The sequence below is a fragment of the Kineococcus sp. DHX-1 genome (genome assembly GCF_042473625.1).
Taxonomy (GTDB): domain Bacteria; phylum Actinomycetota; class Actinomycetes; order Actinomycetales; family Kineococcaceae; genus Kineococcus.
This window is the reverse complement of sequence record NZ_CP170445.1, coordinates 3,273,443-3,290,031: the sequence shown is the minus strand read 5'-3', so window position 1 is coordinate 3,290,031 and position 16,589 is coordinate 3,273,443. Positions and strand designations below refer to the sequence as shown.

The 16,589-nt window shown below is 74.4% G+C and carries 15 protein-coding genes; 5 read left to right on the top strand and 10 right to left on the bottom strand.

All coding sequences use genetic code 11. The features are described from left to right. Positions 1 to 113: 113 nt before the first annotated feature. Entirely contained in the window at positions 114 to 1,955 is a 1,842-nt protein-coding gene (locus tag ACFEMC_RS15765; RefSeq protein ID WP_380170517.1) for a putative bifunctional diguanylate cyclase/phosphodiesterase, read from the bottom strand. A 192-nt stretch (positions 1,956 to 2,147) separates the two neighbouring features. Between ACFEMC_RS15765 and ACFEMC_RS15760 the strand changes: the two genes are divergently transcribed. The 3 genes from ACFEMC_RS15760 to ACFEMC_RS15750 are packed head-to-tail and all read left to right on the top strand — an operon-like array spanning position 2,148 to position 5,006. Continuing rightward, a complete protein-coding gene (locus ACFEMC_RS15760) occupies positions 2,148 to 2,888 on the top strand; it encodes a sugar phosphate isomerase/epimerase family protein (protein ID WP_380170516.1) in 741 nt (246 codons plus the stop codon). Next, a complete protein-coding gene (locus tag ACFEMC_RS15755) occupies positions 2,885 to 3,982 on the top strand; it encodes a Gfo/Idh/MocA family protein (RefSeq protein WP_380170515.1) in 1,098 nt (365 codons plus the stop codon). The genes ACFEMC_RS15760 and ACFEMC_RS15755 overlap by 4 nt, the downstream gene beginning before the upstream one ends. 40 nt (positions 3,983 to 4,022) lie before the next feature. Continuing rightward, positions 4,023 to 5,006: a LacI family DNA-binding transcriptional regulator gene (locus ACFEMC_RS15750; protein ID WP_380170514.1), complete on the top strand. Its 984-nt coding sequence runs from the start codon at positions 4,023 to 4,025 to the stop codon at positions 5,004 to 5,006. 2 nt (positions 5,007 to 5,008) lie between these two features. Here ACFEMC_RS15750 and ACFEMC_RS15745 read toward each other — a convergent pair whose 3' ends face one another. Then, positions 5,009 to 5,626: a TetR/AcrR family transcriptional regulator gene (locus tag ACFEMC_RS15745; protein ID WP_380170513.1), complete on the bottom strand. Its 618-nt coding sequence runs from the start codon at positions 5,624 to 5,626 to the stop codon at positions 5,009 to 5,011. Positions 5,627 to 5,648: 22 nt separating this feature from the next. Between ACFEMC_RS15745 and ACFEMC_RS15740 the strand changes: the two genes are divergently transcribed. Next, positions 5,649 to 6,443, top strand: coding sequence for an NAD-dependent epimerase/dehydratase family protein (locus tag ACFEMC_RS15740; protein ID WP_380170512.1), 795 nt, complete (start codon positions 5,649 to 5,651; stop codon positions 6,441 to 6,443). Here the strand turns inward: ACFEMC_RS15740 and ACFEMC_RS15735 are convergent. Then, complete coding sequence (locus ACFEMC_RS15735; RefSeq protein ID WP_380170511.1) at positions 6,440 to 7,057, bottom strand: LysE family translocator; 618 nt, start codon at positions 7,055 to 7,057, stop codon at positions 6,440 to 6,442. The two genes, ACFEMC_RS15740 and ACFEMC_RS15735, sit on opposite strands and share 4 nt — an antisense overlap. Continuing rightward, positions 7,054 to 7,791: an HNH endonuclease family protein gene (locus ACFEMC_RS15730; RefSeq protein ID WP_380170510.1), complete on the bottom strand. Its 738-nt coding sequence runs from the start codon at positions 7,789 to 7,791 to the stop codon at positions 7,054 to 7,056. The genes ACFEMC_RS15735 and ACFEMC_RS15730 overlap by 4 nt, the downstream gene beginning before the upstream one ends. A gap of 159 nt (positions 7,792 to 7,950) precedes the next feature. Between ACFEMC_RS15730 and ACFEMC_RS15725 the strand changes: the two genes are divergently transcribed. After that, positions 7,951 to 10,527, top strand: a complete 2,577-nt coding sequence (locus ACFEMC_RS15725) for a SpoIIE family protein phosphatase (RefSeq protein WP_380170509.1) — start codon at positions 7,951 to 7,953, stop codon at positions 10,525 to 10,527. Here ACFEMC_RS15725 and ACFEMC_RS15720 read toward each other — a convergent pair whose 3' ends face one another. The 6 genes from ACFEMC_RS15720 to ACFEMC_RS15695 form a co-directional block, all read right to left on the bottom strand. Continuing rightward, positions 10,528 to 11,160 carry a TetR/AcrR family transcriptional regulator C-terminal domain-containing protein gene (locus ACFEMC_RS15720; RefSeq protein ID WP_380170508.1) on the bottom strand — a complete coding sequence of 211 codons (633 nt, stop codon included), beginning with the start codon at positions 11,158 to 11,160 and terminating at the stop codon, positions 10,528 to 10,530. A 60-nt stretch (positions 11,161 to 11,220) separates the two neighbouring features. Next, on the bottom strand, positions 11,221 to 12,849 hold the full coding sequence (locus tag ACFEMC_RS15715; RefSeq protein WP_380170507.1) for an amidohydrolase: 1,629 nt from the start codon (positions 12,847 to 12,849) through the stop codon (positions 11,221 to 11,223). Next, positions 12,846 to 14,306 carry an APC family permease gene (locus tag ACFEMC_RS15710; protein WP_380176819.1) on the bottom strand — a complete coding sequence of 487 codons (1,461 nt, stop codon included), beginning with the start codon at positions 14,304 to 14,306 and terminating at the stop codon, positions 12,846 to 12,848. The genes ACFEMC_RS15715 and ACFEMC_RS15710 overlap by 4 nt, the downstream gene beginning before the upstream one ends. A gap of 135 nt (positions 14,307 to 14,441) precedes the next feature. Beyond that, positions 14,442 to 15,461 carry an L-idonate 5-dehydrogenase gene (locus ACFEMC_RS15705; RefSeq protein ID WP_380170506.1) on the bottom strand — a complete coding sequence of 340 codons (1,020 nt, stop codon included), beginning with the start codon at positions 15,459 to 15,461 and terminating at the stop codon, positions 14,442 to 14,444. Next, complete coding sequence (locus ACFEMC_RS15700) at positions 15,449 to 16,219, bottom strand: SDR family oxidoreductase (protein WP_380170505.1); 771 nt, start codon at positions 16,217 to 16,219, stop codon at positions 15,449 to 15,451. Before ACFEMC_RS15700 ends, ACFEMC_RS15705 begins: the two co-directional genes overlap by 13 nt. A 30-nt stretch (positions 16,220 to 16,249) precedes the next feature. Further along, positions 16,250 to 16,540 carry a hypothetical protein gene (locus tag ACFEMC_RS15695; RefSeq protein ID WP_380170504.1) on the bottom strand — a complete coding sequence of 97 codons (291 nt, stop codon included), beginning with the start codon at positions 16,538 to 16,540 and terminating at the stop codon, positions 16,250 to 16,252. Positions 16,541 to 16,589: the final 49 nt, after the last annotated feature.

Here is a 16,589-nt window from a genome sequence, read left to right as displayed (position 1 = left end):
ATCCTTCGCCCGGAGTGGTACGTCCGCGCCTTCGGCCGGAGCGTGCCCACGTCGCAGGCGACGTACGGCGGGGAGGACCACGCCCGCGGTCGACCCTTCCAGCGCGGCGACCCTCACCCCAGACGCAAGTGGAGTTCTTCGGCGGGAGCGGGTACACCGCAGTGGAACCCCTGGAGGTAGTTGCAGCCGGCGGCCAGCAGGGCATCGGCCTGCGCCGCCGTCTCGACCCCTTCGGCGACCACCTCGACGTCGAGCCCGACGGCGACCGTGACGACCGCGTCGAGCAGGGTCCGGCGCCGTGGGTCGGAGGCGATCCCGGCGACCAGGGACTTGTCGACCTTCGCCATCCGCACGGGCAGGTCGACGAGCCGGGCCAGCGAGGAGTACCCCGTCCCGAAGTCGTCGATGGACAGCGGATGGCCACGGCGCTGCAGTTCGTGCAGGGCGGGCAGGACGAGGGGATCGATGAAACTGCTCTCCAGCAGTTCCAGGCCGAGGTCGCCCGGCACGAGGCCGTTGCGCTCCAGGGCGTCCTGCAGCACCCCGCCCAGTCCCGGGTCCGCCAGTTCACGCGCGCTGAGGTTGACGTACACGGTCTCCGGCGCAGCGGGACCGTGCGTCGAACGCCAGCGGGCCAGGTGGGCGCACGCTTCCTCCGCGACCCACCGGCCGAACGCCACGACCATCCCGCAGTGCTCGGCGAGGTCGACGAACTCCGCCGCGGGCAGCAGGCCGCGGGTGGGGTGCTGCCAGCGCAGCAGCGCTTCGACGGCACGGACGGTCCCACCCGCGTCGACGATCGGCTGGTGGTGCAGTCGCAGCCTCCCCTCGGGCAGGGCCCGCGTGAGCTGGCGTTCGAGGTCGCGCAGGGAACCACCGGTCCCGGCCGCCTGCCCAGCGGGGTGCTTGGCGCGGTACATCGCGGTGTCGGCCTCGGAGAGCAGTTCCTCGGCCGTGCTGCCGGGACCGCTGTGCGCGACGCCCGTGCTGGCCGAGACGACCACGTCGACGTCCCCGAGGCGCACCGGGGGAGCGAGCGCCCGGCGCAGCCGGGCCTGGACGGCGTCGACGTCCCGCTGTCGGCCCTCGTCGTCCGTGGCGGGCAGGTCGTCGCAGACGACGACGAACTCGTCGCCCGACAACCGTGCGAGCGTGTCCCCGTCGCGCAGTTCGGCGCGCATCCGCGCCGCTACGGCCGCCAGGACCCGGTCCCCGGCGGCGTGCCCGAAGGTGTCGTTGACGGCCTTGAACCGGTCGAGGTCGACGAAGAGGACAGCGACGCCGCGGCCACGGCGCCGTGCGGCGGACAGAGCGTGGTCGAGGCGGTCGAAGAGCAGGACCCGGTTCGGCAGACCCGTCAACGCATCGTGGGTGCTGGCGTGCTCGAGCTCCTCCCGCGCCCGCCGCGCCTCGTCCCGGTCCGCCGCCAGCGCCAGGTACGACGCGGCGAGGTGCCCCAGGACCCGCACCCAGTGCAGTTCGCGCGCCCGCCACGTCCCGGGGACCCGGCGGTAGACGTCCAGGACCCCGCCGAGCCGGCCCCCGCTCAGCAGCGGCACGGCGACCACCGACCTCCACCCCGCGGCGACCGCGGCGTCGACGTAGGCGGGCCACGCCGTCTGCACCGGGTCGAGCAGGTCGTCGACCACGACGTCGACGCCGAACAGGGCGGCGTCCTGGCAGGGCCCCTCGGTCAGCTGCTCCTGGAGGCGCTCGGGGGCCTCGGGGCCACCGGTGCTCACGTGGACGAGCCGCAGGTCACCCGGACCCGCCGACCCCGCCGCCACGACACCTGCGCCGTCGACGCCGAGGTGCTCGACGGCCACCTCCACCAGGCGGCGGAGCAGGTCGTCGGTGGCGGCGTCGGCGGCCGCGGTGTCCGCCAGCCCCGCCACGGCGGCCAGGAGAGCAGCGTCGAGGTGCTCGGGGTGGGACCCGGACGGGTCAGGGTGCAACGGCCGCTCCCGTCGGGACGGATCCACCGCCCGTGTCGGTCGAGCGCACCCGGCTCCCGGGCCTGGGCAACGTAGCGCGGGCGGCGGTGGCGGGCTCGTCGGGGCGAATACCTTCCACTGGAAGGTTCCCGTGTAGGATCGGCCGCGGCCGGCCACCGGCCCACCCCGTCCACGGAACGAAGGAGTCTCGAGGTGTCCCGGAAACCCTCCGTGCAGCTGTACTCGGTGCGCGACGCCGTCCAGCAGGACCTGTCCGCCGCGGTGGCGCGACTGGCCGAGATCGGTCTCACCCAGGTGGAGCCCTACGCCTTCCACACCCGCACCGCCGAGTTCAAGGACGCCTTCGCCGCCGCCGGTGTCACGGCGCCCTCCGGGCACGCGCCCGTCATCGACGCGGAGAACCCGCGCGAGGTCTTCGAGGCCGCGAACGCCCTGGGCATCACGACGGTGATCGACCCGTTCGTGCCCTCGGAGCGCTGGCAGACGGCCGACGACGTGCAGCGGATCGCCGAGCGGGTCAACGAGCTGAGCGCCCTCGCGCACGAGTACGTCCTCGACTTCGGTTACCACAACCACCACTGGGAGCTGCTGAACACCGTCGACGGCCGCCCGGTCCTCGAGCTGTTCGCCGAGCAGCTCGAACCCGGTGTCGTCCTGGAGGTCGACACGTTCTGGGCCACGGTCGGCGGCGCCGACACCCCCGCGCTGCTGCGCTCCCTCGGCGACCGCGTGAAGTTCCTGCACGTCAAGGACGGCGCCCGCAGCACCGACACCTCGCTGCAGCAGCCGGCGGGCCGCGGCGAGATCGACGTCCCCGCGATCCTGGCGGCGGCGCCCGACGCCCTGCGCGTCATCGAGTTCGACGCCTACTCCGGCGACGTGTTCGAGGGCATCGCGGCCTCCCTCGCGTGGCTGACGGAGAACGACGCGTGAGCCGCGTCGGGGTCGGCGTCATCGGCGCCGGGAACATCTCCACGCAGTACCTCGAGAACCTCACGAAGTTCGCCGACGTCGAGGTCCGGTTCGTGGCCGACATCGCCCTGGACCGGGCTGCGGCGCAGGCCGAGGCCTTCGGTGTGAAGGCGTCGGGGACGGTCGAGGAACTCCTCGCCCGTGACGACGTCGAGATCGTCGTCAACCTCACGATCCCGGCGGTGCACGCCGAGGTCGGCCGCCAGGTCCTGGCCGCGGGCAAGCACGTGTGGAGCGAGAAGCCCCTCGCTCTGGACGCGGAGTCCGGCCGGGCGCTGCTCGCCGACGCCGAGCGGCTCGGCCTGCGCGTCGCCTGCGCGCCGGACACGGTGCTCGGGGCGGGCATCCAGAGCGCCCTGCGCGCGATCGCGCGCGGGGACATCGGCCAGCCGCTGACCGCGACGACGATGTTCCACGTGCCCGGTCCCGAGGCGTGGCACCCGAACCCGGACTTCCTCTTCGCCCACGGCGCGGGTCCGTTGTTCGACATGGGCCCGTACTACGTGACGACCCTCGTCCACGCGTTCGGTTCCGCGAACCGCGTGCAGGCCGTGGCGTCCCGCTCGGTGGCCACCCGCACCATCGCCTCCGGCCCGCGGGGGGGGGAGACCTTCCCCGTCGAGGTGCCGACCCACCACGCCGCGCTGATCGAGTTCGACGGCGGCCAGTCCGCGCAGTCGACGTTCTCCTTCCAGCACGCGCTGCCGCGCAACGGGTTCGTCGAGATCAACGGCACCGAGGGCACCATCGTCCTGCCCGACCCGAACACGTTCGACGGCGACTCGACCCTGTGGCGCCTCGGGCAGGACGAGCCCACGACGCTGCCGGCCGTCGGCTCGACGTTCGGTCGGGGCTCCGGCGTCCTGGACCTCGCCCGGGCCGTCCGGACCGGGGGGACCGAGCGCGCGTCCGGAGCCGTGGCGGCCCACGTGCTCGACGTGCTGCTCGCCGTCCGCGACGCGGCCGCGAGCGGCACGGCCGTCGAGATCGCCTCGACGGTGGCGCCCGTGGCCCCGCTGCCGGAGGACTGGGACCCGAGCGCCGCGACGCTCTGACGCGCCCGCTGCCGCCGTGGGGGCCAGTACCCTCCCGGGGGTGAGCAGGAACGTCACCCGGGCCGACGTGGCCCGCTACGCCGGGGTCAGCTCGGCGGTGGTGAGCTACGTGGTGAACGACGGCCCGCGCCCGGTCGCCCCGGCGACCGCGGCGCGCGTCCGCGAGGCCATCGAGGCGCTCGGCTACCGGCCGAACTCGACGGCGCAGGCGTTGCGGCGCGGGTCCTCCCGCCTCCTGGGGCACGTCGTCCCGGACCTCGGGAACCCGCTGTGGGCGGAGTTCGCGCTGGCGGTCGACGCGGTGGCCGCGGCGCGCGGTTACGACGTCCTGCTGGTCAGCACCGACGGCGGCGTCGAGGCCGAGCACCGGCGCATCGAGGCGCTCAGCGCCCGGGGGGTGGACGCGATCGTCGTCACCAGCGTCATGGCGCGTCCGGACCTGGTGGCCCGCGCGGGTCTCGGGGTACCGCTCGTGCAGCTCAACACCTTCTTCGAGGTGCCGGGTTTCCCGAGCCTGGGCGTGGACGCGTACGAGGGCGCCCGTGCGGGGACCTCGCACCTGCTGGGGCACGGCCGCGGTCCCGTCGCGCTCGTCATCGGCGGGGAGGCGGGGGAACTGCGCGAGGAGGGCTGGCGCGCCGCGGCGCGCGAAGCGGGCACCGGGGTCGGGCCCATCGCCCGGGGGGAGTTCTCCCGACGGGGCGGGTACGACGCCGGAACCCGCCTCTTCGCCGGGGACGACCACCCGCACGCGGTGTTCGTCAGCTCCGACCTCCAGGCCGTGGGGGTGCTGCGGGCGCTGGACGAACGCGGTCTGCGGGTGCCCCACGACGTCGCCGTCGTGAGCTTCGACGGGACCGAGGAGACGGAGTTCACGCTGCCCCCGCTGACGACCGTGCGGCAGCCGGTGCAGGAGATGGCGCGGGCCGCCGTCGCCAGGGCGCTGGACCCCGCTCCGGACGGCGAGCACGAGCGTCAGGTCCTGCCGGCCGAGCTCGTCGTGCGGCGCAGCTGCGGCTGCTGAGGTCAGGTGTCCTCGCCGCCGGTGTCCCGGCGGCTGGGCAGCAGGCGTTCCAGGAGTTCCAGCGACCGCCGGACGTCGACGCCGTCGGGGTCGAGCAGCCACTGCACCTGCAACCCGTCGGAGGCGGCGATCACGAGGGCGGCGGCGTCCGCGGGGTCGAGGTCGGTGGCGATGCGGCCCTCGCGCTGCCCCAGGGCGACCGCGTCGGCGAGTTCGGCCCGCACCCGCGAGAACCGCGCCTGCACGAACTCCCGGGTCATCGGGTGCCGCTCCTGCAGCGCGTCGGCGGTCAGCGTCGCGTACAGCTGCACGAGGCCGGGTACCACCCGGTTGCGGTCCGCCGACCGCGCCATCTGCGCGACCGGGCCGCCCGCGGCCGGGTCCTCCGGGGAGGAGTGGCGTCGCTCGTGCTCGCGGTAGGCCTCGACGAGGAGTTCGTCGCGGGAGCTGAAGTAGTGCCGCAGCGCGGCGTGCGAGACGCCCGTGCCGTCGGCGACCGACCGCAGGGAGGCGCCGTCGACACCGTGCTCGGCGAACAGGTCGATGGCGTGGTCGAGGATCTGCTGCCGCCGCTCGATCCCCTTGCGGTACGCGCCGGGTCGCCCGGTTCCCTCAGCCACCCGGCCATGCTAAGACCAGAGCGTGACCGAACACCCCCTCCTGCTCGTGACCGGTGCCGCCGGCGGGCTCGGCCGTGAACTCGTCCCCCGGCTGCGGGCCGGGGGGTTCCGGATCCGTTCCCTCGACCTCGCCGCTCCGGAGGGCGGGGCCGACGAGGTTCTCGTCGGGTCGGTCACCGACCCCGACGTGGTGGACCGGGCCGTGGCGGGTGTGGACGCGGTCGTGCACCTCGCGGGCCTGAGCAAGGAACGCGCCTGGCCGGACGTGCTGCAGGCCAACGTGCACGGCACGTGGGTCCTGCTCGACGCGTGCGTCCGGGCGGGCGTCGGCAAGGTGGTGTTCGCCTCCAGCAACCACGCCGTCGGACTCACCGGGCGGGCGGACGGGGAACTGCTGGCCGCGGACACGCCGTTCCGCCCCGACAGCTACTACGGCTGGAGCAAGACGGCGGGGGAGTCGCTGTGCCGGTTGTTCGTCGACCGGGCCGGCCTGGACGTCGTCGCGCTGCGCATCGGTTCCTGCTTCCCGCACCCCGGGGGGGTGCGGGGGTTGTCGACGTGGATGTCGTACGACGACTGCGCCCGGCTGGTGACGGCCGCGGTGGCGCCGCAGGTCACCGGGTGGCACTGCGTCTGGGGGGTTTCGGCGAACACCCGGCGGTGGTGGTCCCTCACCGAGGGCGAGGCGATCGGGTACCACCCGCAGGACGACTCCGAGCAGTTCGCGGCCGAGGTGTTCGCGGCGCAGGGCCCGCAGGAGGACGACGACCTCGTCGGCGGCGACTTCCACCGCACGCCCCTGGGGGAACCGAACTAACGGGCCCCGGCGATCGTCCCGACCCCGAACGCCGTCAGCACGGCGGCACTGACCCGGTCGAGCGTGCGGGTCACGCGCGGTCGGCGGAGCCACTCGACCGCCCGGGCGGCGACCTGGGACAGCACCGTGAGGTAGAGCAGGGCGACGCCCGCCTCGAGGGCGCCCAGCAGCAGGGTTCCGCGCGCCCCGGCCCCCGCCGGCACGAACTGCGGGACCACCGCGAGGAAGAACAACCCCACCTTCGGGTTGAGGACGCAGGAGACGAGGCCGGAGCGGAACGCGGCCGGCAACCGCGGCGCCGCCGCGACGAGGGTCCCGCCGCTGCTCGCGCGCCGGTGCGCCAGGAACGTGCGCACGCCGAGGTGGACGAGGTAGCAGCCGCCCGCCACCTTCAGCACCTGGTACGCCTGCGCCGACCGTTCCAGCAGGGCCGCCAGGCCGACGGCGACCGCGCCGGCCCACACGAGCGCCCCCAGCGCCGAACCCGCCGCCGTGACCACGCCCGCCCGCGCCCCGTGCAGGCTGTGCCGCAGGACGAGGAACGTGTTCGGTCCCGGTGTCAGCTCAAGCAGCAGGCACAGGGCGCAGAACGCGAGCACGGCGTCGAGGGTCACCCCGCGAGCGTAGGTGCGGGCGAGGGTTCGCCGGGGCACGTCGAGAGCACGCGGGCCACGGCCTCCTTCTCGGCCGGGGTGACCCACAACCCGTAGGTGGCCTTCACCGCCACCTGCCGCGCCACGTACCGGCAGCGGAAGCCGACCGTAGGCGGCAGCCACGCCGCCGCGTCCCCGTCCCCCTTCGCGGCGTTCAGGGAACCGTCCACGGCGAGCAGTTCCAGGGGGTCGTTGGCGAAGGCGGTGCGCCGGGCCGCGTCCCACCCCTGCGCCCCCGTCTGCCACGCGTTGGACAGGGCCACCACGTGGTCGATCTGGACCCGCTCGCTCGTCGCGCGGCCGCGGACGAAGTGGATGCGCTCACCGCTGTAGGGGTCGAGGAGGTCCCCGCTCGTCACGACGCACCCGTCGGTCCCGGGACGGTGCGAGACGTCCTGCAGGTCGCGGGCCAGGACGTCGTCGCGGGTGCCGCAGCCGTTGCGGTCGGTGTCGACCCAGCCGTCGCCGAACCGCTCCCGCGCGTAGCCCAGGTGCGGTGCGGGCGCCCGGACCTCCAGCGTGGCGAGCTGGGCGACGGCCGTCTGCGCGGACGCCGCCGGGGGAGCGCTCCGGTCGCTGCGGTGGGCACCGCCCAGCGCAGCGAGGGCGACGAGCACCGACACCACCAGCAGCGAACCGAGCAGCAGGACGAGCGGCAGGGCGGGCGGGGCAGGGCGGCCCCGGACGGTCGGCACGGCCGACGATGCTGCCGCACGAGGGCTTTCGACGGTCGTGACCGCACCCGGCGTGTCACACTCGAGGACGCTGGAGAACGCCGGCGACCGTTGCACCCTGTCCCAGCCCGATCCTGTCCCAGCCCGGTCCTCGCGCCGGTCGGCCGAGGAGCACACGCCATGGACCGCCCGCCACCGGCTGCCGACGCAGCCGCGTTCGCCGGCGATGCCGACCGCGTCCAGTCCGCCCGGCGCCTCGTGACGGCCAGCAGCAACCCGGCGCTGGACCGGCTGGCCGAGCTCGCTGCCCGCCTCCTCGGGGCGCCCGCCGCCCAGGTCTCCCTGCTCTCCGACGTCCAGACCATCTCCGCCGCCGTCGGGACGGCCGCCGGGGTGCCGACGCCGCTGGCGGACTCGCTCTGCACCGTGACGGCGACGTCCGCCGAACCCCTCGTCGTCACCGACGCCCTCGCCGACGCGCGCGTCAGCGGACTGCCGCCCGTCACGAGCGGCGCCGTCCGGGCCTACCTCGGTGTCCCGCTGCGGGGCCAGGACGGGCACGTCGTCGGCGCGCTGTGCGTCTTCGGGCCCGACGTGCGGGAGTGGGCGGGGTCGGACGTCTCGCTGCTCACCGCGCTGGCGACCTCCGCCGTGACCGAGCTCGAGCTGTCGGCGCTGTCCGTGGACCTCGAAGCGGTCCGCGTGCGCCACCAGCTGGCCGTCAGCGCGGGCGGGGTCGGCACGTTCGACTGGGACCTGGGCACTGGCAGCCTCACGTGGGACGAGAACCTGCTGCAGATGTTCGGCTACGCCCCCGACGACTTCGGACGCACCATCGAGGCGTTCAACGACCGGGTCCACCCCGACGACCGCGCCCGCGTGGCCCGGGCCCTGCAGGAGTCCATCGACACCGTGGGGCCCTACGACGCGGAGTACCGCATCGTCCTCCCGGGCGGCACCACCCGCTGGGTCCGGGCGAAGGGGCAGTCCCTGGCCGACGAGTCCGGCCGCGCCGCGCGCGTGCTGGGGGCGGCGTACGACACGACCGCGGCGCGGGACGAGGACGCCCGCATCGCCCGCGTCCTGGAGTCGATGTCGTCGGCCTTCTTCTCCCTGGACCGCGAGTTCCGGTTCAGCCACGTCAACGGTGAGGCCGAACGCGTCCTGGGGCGCTCGCGCACGGAGCTGCTGGGCGGCTGCGTGTGGGAACTGTTCCCCGAGGCCGTCGGGTCGGAGTTCGAGAGGCACTACCGCGCCGTGGCCGAGACCGGGGTGCCGGCGACGTTCGAGGCGTACTACCCCGCGCCCCTGGACGCCTGGTTCGAGGTGCGGGCCTGGTCCGACCCCGACGGTCTGTCGGTCTCCTTCCTCGACGTCACCGAGCGGATGCGCGCGCAGCGGGCGCTGGAAGCGGCCCACGCGGCGACGGCCGACGCCGCCGAGCGGTTGCGGCTCATCGTCCGCGTCAGCGAGGACCTCTCCTCCACGCTGGACGTGGAGGAGGCGTACGCGCGGCTGGCGCAGCACCTGGTCCCGGCGCTGGGGGACTGGTGCCTCGTGACCCTCGTCGACGAGGACGGTGGGTTGCGCGACCTCGGTTGCCAGCACGCCGACCCGGCCCGCCGCGACCTCGTCGAGCAGTACCGCGAGGCGCGCTTGCAGGCGCTGGAGCCGGGCTCCTACCTGTTCCGCGTGTGGCGCACGGGGCAGCCCACCGGCGTCGCCTCGGGTGCCACCGCGGCGATCTCGGCGCAGCTCTCGCCGGGCTCGACGGCGCGCGACCTGCTGGGACGGCTGGCGCCGCAGGCGTTCGAGTGCCTGCCGGTGCGTGCCCGCGGGCGCACGGTCGGGCTCATCAGCCTCTTCCACGACCGCGCGGCCGACCGGCTCTCGGCCGAGGACCTCCTGCTGGCGACGGAGGTCGGCGACCGCGCGGGCCTGGCCCTCGACAACGCCCGGCTCTACTCCCAGCAGCAGCGGGTCGCCGAGGGGTTGCAGCGCAGCATCCTCACGCCGCCCGTCCAGCCGGACCACGTGCAGGTGGCGGTGCGGTACCGGCCCGCGGCCCGTGCCGCGCGGGTGGGGGGCGACTGGTACGACGCCTTCCTGACCCCGGACGGCGCCACGGTCCTCGTCATCGGCGACGTCATGGGTCACGACATCGACGCGGCGGCCGCCATGAGTCAGGTCCGCTCGCTGCTGCGGGGGATCGCTTACAGCACAGGGGCTTCGCCCGCTCGGGTGCTCTCGGGCCTGGACGCCGCGATGGAGGGCCTGGACGTGGGGACCACGGCGACGGCGGTCGTGGCCCGCCTGGAGCTGTCCGGGGAGCGGACCCACGTGCGCTGGTCCAACGCCGGGCACCTCGACCCGCTCGTCGTCAGCCCCGACGGTTCGGTCCGGTCGCTCGACTCCGGGGCGTCCGAGCTGCTGCTGGGCATCGACCCGACCGTCGTCCGCTCCGACCACGTCGCGGTGCTCGAACGCGGCTGCACGGTGCTGGCCTTCACCGACGGCCTCATCGAACGCCGCGACACCCCGCTGGAGGACCGGCTCGCGCTGCTGCGCTCGGTCGTCGCCGACCTCGCGGGACAGAGCCTGGAAGACCTCCTCGACGGTGTCCTCGAGCGGCTCGTCCCCGGTGAGCACGAGGACGACGTGGCCCTGCTCGCGTTCCGCCTGCACCCGCTCGCGGGAGACCGTCCGGTGGAGGCCGGCCCCGAGCGAGTGCCCCGGGGCCTGCCGCCCGTGCGCTGATCAGCGCCCGGGCGCTGCCTGGTCCCGCAAGGACTCCAGGCCGGTGAGCAGGCTCTCCAGACCGATGTGGAACGCCCGCGCCGACCGGTCGCCCGGCTGCGCCTTCGTCGCCCGGATCGCGCGCGAGAGCGGGGAGTCGGCCCGGCCCGAGTCGGCCCAGACCTCCACGGGGGCCCCGGCGTCCAGCGCTGAACCGAGCACGAAGTTGTCGAGCACCGTGACGGCGTGCAGGAGTTCCTCGTCGTCGAAACCGGCGTCGTGCAGGACCCGCGCGAGCGTCTCGTAGCTGGCCAGCGTCGACGGGTGGGTGACGGTCTGCGCCGTCATGAGCGGCACCGCGGCGGGGTGGGCCACGAACGCCGAACGGTAGCGCCCGGCCCAGCGCCGGACGAAGTCCTGCCAGCTCTCACCGGGCAGGGGTTCCTCCGGCATCGCCTCCTCGGTGAGCAGTCCCCGCAACCCCTCGACGAGTTCCTCCCGACCGCCCTTGAAGTGGTGGTAGAGCGAGGACGTCCCGACGTCGAGCTGTCGGGCGAGCTTGGGAAGCCCCAGTTCCCCGGTCCGGTCGAGCTGGTCGAGCGCGGCGCGCAGGATCTGCTCGCGGGACAGGAGCGGGGTGCTGGGACGAGCCATGGGGTTCTCCGGTGGTTCAGGGTGGTTCGTGCGGGGCGGACGGGTTCCTTCTCCGCCGGGTCAGGCGCGGTGCACGACGGAACCGTCGACCACCGTGAGGTGGACGGGGGACTGCGCGAACTCGTCGGGGTCGGCCCTCAGCGGGTCCAGGCCGAAGGCGGCGAGGTCGGCCCGCGCGCCCGCTCGCACCGTACCCGCCCGGTCGCCCAGCCCCGCGGCGGTGGCTGCATGGGTGGTGTACCCCTCCAGCGCCATGAGCGCGGTGAGGGCCTGTCCGGGCAGGACGGGTTCCTCCTCGACCCGGCCGGCCGTGCGGCGCAACCGGGCGTCGGCGATGACCGCCCGCGGGTCGAAGGGGGCGACGGGCCAGTCCGACCCCAGGGCGAGCCGGGCCCCGGCGTCGCGCAGGTCGCGCGTGCGGAACGCCCGGTCGGCGCGCACCTTCCCGAGGCGCCGGGACCAGTTGTCGCTGTGGTCGGCCTTCGTGAAGTGCGTGCAGTGGGTGGGCTGCATGCTGGCGGTCACGTCGAGTCGGGCGAACTCCTCCACGAGGTCGTCCGGCAGGGTCTCGATGTGCTCGATCCGGTGCGGCACGACGGGTCCGGTCCTCGTGCTGAGACCCGCGACGGTCCGCAGGACGTGGCGGATCCCCGCGTCCCCGATCGCGTGGGTCACCGTCGGCACCCCGCGGGCGGTGAGGAACTCCACGGCCGCGGTGTACTCGGCGGGGTCGGGCCAGAACGGTGCGGTGGACTCGCCGTGCGTGTCCGCCTCCTCCAGCCAGGCGGTCCCTCCGTCGATGGTTCCGTCGACCATGAACTTGGCGCCGTCGACGGCCCACCGGCGCCCAGCGCTGCGCTGCAGGTCCACGACGTGGTCGAGGTGGTCCCGGCCGTGCTGCGGCATGACGAACGGAGCGAAGCGCAGGCGGATCGGCAACCCCGCCTCCTCCTGCGCGACCGCCTGCACGAGTTCTGCGGAGTCCCCCTCGAAGTCCATCGCGTTGGCCCCGACCAGGCCCACCGCGGCCATCGACTGCAGCAGGTCGCGGAACCGGCGGCGCCGCTGCTCCGGTGCCTCGGACGGCAGCAGGTCCCCGACGAGGTCCACGGCCTCCAGTTCCAGCAGGTGGCCCGTCGGACGTCCGTCGGCGACGACGACGGACGCACCGGACCGGAACTCCCGGGGACCGGTGATGCCCGCGAGTTCCAGGGCGCGGGGGGAGACCAGCGCCGAGTGCGCGTCGAACAGGGTGATGTGCACGAGGGCGTCGGGGCCGAGGGCCGCGACGAGGGGTTCGTGGGTGATCGGCGCGCCCTCGAACGCGTTGGGGTCCAGACCCCAGCCGCGCACCCAGGCTCCGCCGCGCACGTCGGTCCCGGCGTCGGCGACGCCCGCGCGCAGCGCCCCGACGAGTTCGCCGCGCGTCCGGACGGCGGACAGGTCGATGCCGGCAGTGAGCACCAGGCCCATGACCGGGTGCACGTGCCCGTCGACGAGGCCCGGGGTCACGGTGGCGGCGCCGAGGTCGACGACCTCGGTGTCCTTCCCCCGCCAGCTGCCGACGTCGGCCCGGTCGCCGACGGCGGTGATCCTCCCGTCGGCGATGGCGACGGCCTGGGCGTGCGGCCGCGCGGGGTCCAGCGTGTGGACGGTGTCCGCGACGACGACGAGCTGCGCGGCGGTCACGACTCGCCGCCGATGCGGGTGTAGAGGTCGGGGCGGCGGCTGCGCAGCACCTGCGCCAGGACGATGCCCAGCAGGAGGGCCGCCGGGACGATCGCCACCAGGACGACGTTCGTCGAGGTGGGGGCGCCGGTCAGCAGCCCGACGTAGCGCACGAGGAGTCCGGTGGCCACGGCCAGCAGGACGGAGGCCAGCACCGAGACCCACTTCACGAGGGCGCTGACGTCGGGCCGGCGGCGCAGGTACGCCACGACCGCGATGCTCGTGAGGGTCTGCAGGAGCATGACGCCGATCGCTCCCGGCGTGTTCACGAGGATGACGAGCTGGCGGTACGGGTCGGCGTGGACGAGCGCGGCGACCACGACGACGGCGACGGCGAGGACGCTCTGCGCCGCGCCAGCGCGGGCCGGCGACGCGTAGCGAGGGTGGGCGTGGCCGAGCGCGGCGGGCAGCAGCCCGTCCTTGGCGAGGGTGAAGGAGTACCGGTTGATGGCGTTGTGGAACGCGATCTGGGCCGCGAGGACGCTGGTGAGCACGAGGACGGCCATGACGTCGGTGGCCCAGGCGCCGGCGTACCGGTCCATCACCGCGGTGAAGAGCGCGACGGGGTTCGCCCCCGCGGCGGCGCGGGCGTCGGTGTCGCCCAGGCCCTGGATGACGGCCCACACGACGAAGGCGTAGAAGAGGCCGAGGAACGCCACGGCACCGTACGTCGCCCGGGGGATCGACCGCTCCGGGTCCTTCGCCTCGCGGCGGTACAGCGCGGTGGACTCGAACCCGGCGAAGGCCGCGAAGCAGAAGCCGAGGATGCCGACGAGGCCCGGGTCGGTGAGCGCGGGGGCGCTGAAGGACGTCAGGTGCAGCCCGTTCGCGCCGCCCTTGGCCAGGATGCTCACGACGAGGACGACGAGGATCGCGGTCTCGGCCGCGAGCAGCACCCCGAGCAGCTTGGCGCCGATGTCGATGCCGCGCCGGCCCAGTGCCCACACCACGGCGATGGCGGCGACGGCGTACAACCACCAGGGCAGGACGAGCCCGGTGAGGCGGGCGACGGTGGCCTGGAACTGCAGGCCGAGCAGGCCGTAGACGCCGATCTGCAGGGCGTTGTACGACATGATCGCGACGAGACCGGCTGCGGCGCCGAAGCTCCGGCCCAGGCCCAACGTCACGTAGGAGTAGAACGCGCCCGCACCGCCGGTGACGCGGGTCATGGTCGTGAAGCCCACGGCGAAGATCGCGAGGACCACCATGGCGGCGAGGTAGCCGGCAGGGGCGCCGATGCCGCCGATGGCGATGGCCAGCGGGGCGATCCCGGTCAGCACCGTCAGGGGAGCGGCGGCGGCGACCACCATGGCGGTGATGCCGGTGGCCCCGAGGGAGCCCTTGAGCTGGTCGGTGCTGGTGGATGCGGGGGGAGCGGCGGGCTGAGCAGTCGACGCGGGGCTGATCACAGGGTCCATCACGAGGTCCTCCTGGGTGAGGTGCTCCGTTGCACGACCGGAGCCTAACCGAAACCGTGTCGGTTATGGTCCGGTTCCCCGATGTCGACCGCGTTCCGTCCGTGTTTCCGTCCTGTGACGTCTGCCGGACTCCTCTCAGGTGAAGTCGAGCAGGACCTTGCTGGCCACGCGCCGGTCTCCGGCGAGCTCGAACGCGGGGACCGCCTCGGCCACGGGGACCCGGTGGGTGAGCACGGCGTCCACCGGCAGGCCGCCGGCCAGCAGGTCGACGGCGGTGCGGATCTCGTCGCTGAACCGGAACGCGCCGCGCAGGTCCACCTCCTTGGTCACGAGCAGGTTCCCGGGGGCGGGCACGTCGCCCGGCGGGAGGAGCCCGACCTGCACCACGACGCCACCGCGCACGACGTGCCGCGCGCAGGTCCCGAGCGCGGGCGGCGCTCCGGACGCCTCGATCGCGACGTCGACGTCGAGGGGGTCCGCGCGGTCGAGGTCCGCGGCGTGCACCGTCGACGTCGCTCCGCAGCGCCGGGCCACGTCCAGCGCCTCGCCGACGAGGTCGCTGACGACGACCTCCGTCGCCCCCGCGTGCCGGGCCGCCGCGGCGACCAGGACGCCGATCGGTCCGGCACCGGTGACGAGCACGCGGCGACCCTGTAGGTCTCCGGCGCGGGAGACCGCGTGCAGCGCCACCGCGAGCGGTTCGGCGAGCGCGGCCCGGTCCAGGGCCAGCCCCTCCGGGAGTTCGACGAGCTGCGCGGCCCGGACGACGACGACGTCGGCGAAACCGCCCTGGACGTGGGGCAGGTGCGCGGCGCTGCCGAGGTAGCGGGTGGTGGGGCAGGTGTTGGGCCGTCCGGCCCGGCACTGCGCGCACTCGCCGCAGGGTGTCGCCGGGTGGACGGTGACGGGGGTTCCGACGGGTGGCCCGTCGACCCCCTCGCCGAGCTCGGCGACCGTGCCGGACACCTCGTGCCCGAGCGTCAGGGGTTCCCGGATCGAGTAGTCGCCGACGCCGCCGCGGTGGACGTAGTGCAGGTCCGACCCGCAGATCCCGCCGAACGCGATCCGCACCGCCACCTGTCCGGCGCCGGGGCGGGGGAGCTCCTGCTCCTCGACCCGGACGTCGCCCTTGCCGTGGGCGATCACAGCACGCACGTCATGCCTCCGTCCACGTAGACGACCTGCCCGTTGACGAAGTCCGCCGCCGGGCTGACGAGGAAGAGCAATGTCCCCACGAGGTCCTCGACGTTCCCCCACCGGCCGGCGGGGGTACGGCCCCGCACCCAGGCGCTGAACTCCTCGTCCGCCACGAGTGCGGAGGTGAGTTCGGTGTCGAAGTAGCCGGGACCGATCGCGTTGACGCACAGGCCGTGCGGGGCGAGGTCGGCGCACATGCCCTTCGTCAGCATCTTCAGGCCGCCCTTGGTGGCGGCGTACGGCGTGATGCCGGGCCGGGTCACCTCGCTCTGCAACGAGGCGACGTTCACGATCTTCCCGCGCCCGCGGGACGCCATGGCCCGGCCCACCTCCCGGCCCACCAGGAAGGCGCTCGTGAGGTTCGTGGCCAGCAGGCGGTGCCACGCCTCGTCGGGGAACTCCAGGAACGGTGCGCGGTGCTGCGCGCCCGTGTTGTTGACCAGGACGTCGAGCGGACCGACCTCGGCCTCGGTGCGCGCGACGCCCTCGCGCACCGAGTCCGAGTCCGTCCCGTCGAAGGCCACGGCGTGCACGGTGTCGCCGAACCGCTCCGCCAGACCCGCGCGGGCCTCCTCCAACCGGTCGGGGTCCCGGCCGTTGAGGACGACGGTGCAGCCCGCCTCCAGCAGTCCCGTCGCCAGGGCGTGGCCGATGCCACGACTGGAGCCGGTCACCAGGGCCCGGGAGCCGCTGACGTCGAACAGGGGGTGGATCACGGTGCTCCTCGTCTCGAACGGGCCGGCCGGTCAGCGACCCCAGAGCGTCGCGTAGGCCTCGCGGTACCCCGCAGGGTCCCACGACGTCGTGCCGCCCACGGTGTCGGCGTCGGTGATCTGCACCGCCGGGACGTAGCCGCTGTCGGGCTGACCGGCGAACGCGCAGCTGAACTCGTCGACGATCGGCCAGGCGAGCGAGGAGAACCCGTGGGCCTGCGCGACGCCCGAGGGGATGGCGGGAGGCTGCTGGGGTCCGTTCCCATCTCCGCGGCGGGAGGGTGCCTCGCTGTCGGCCGGTTCTGCCGCAGGGCGACGCGGCATGTCCTTGCCGGGGGCGTGTCGGACGGCAGGGGAACGAGGGTGGAGGTTC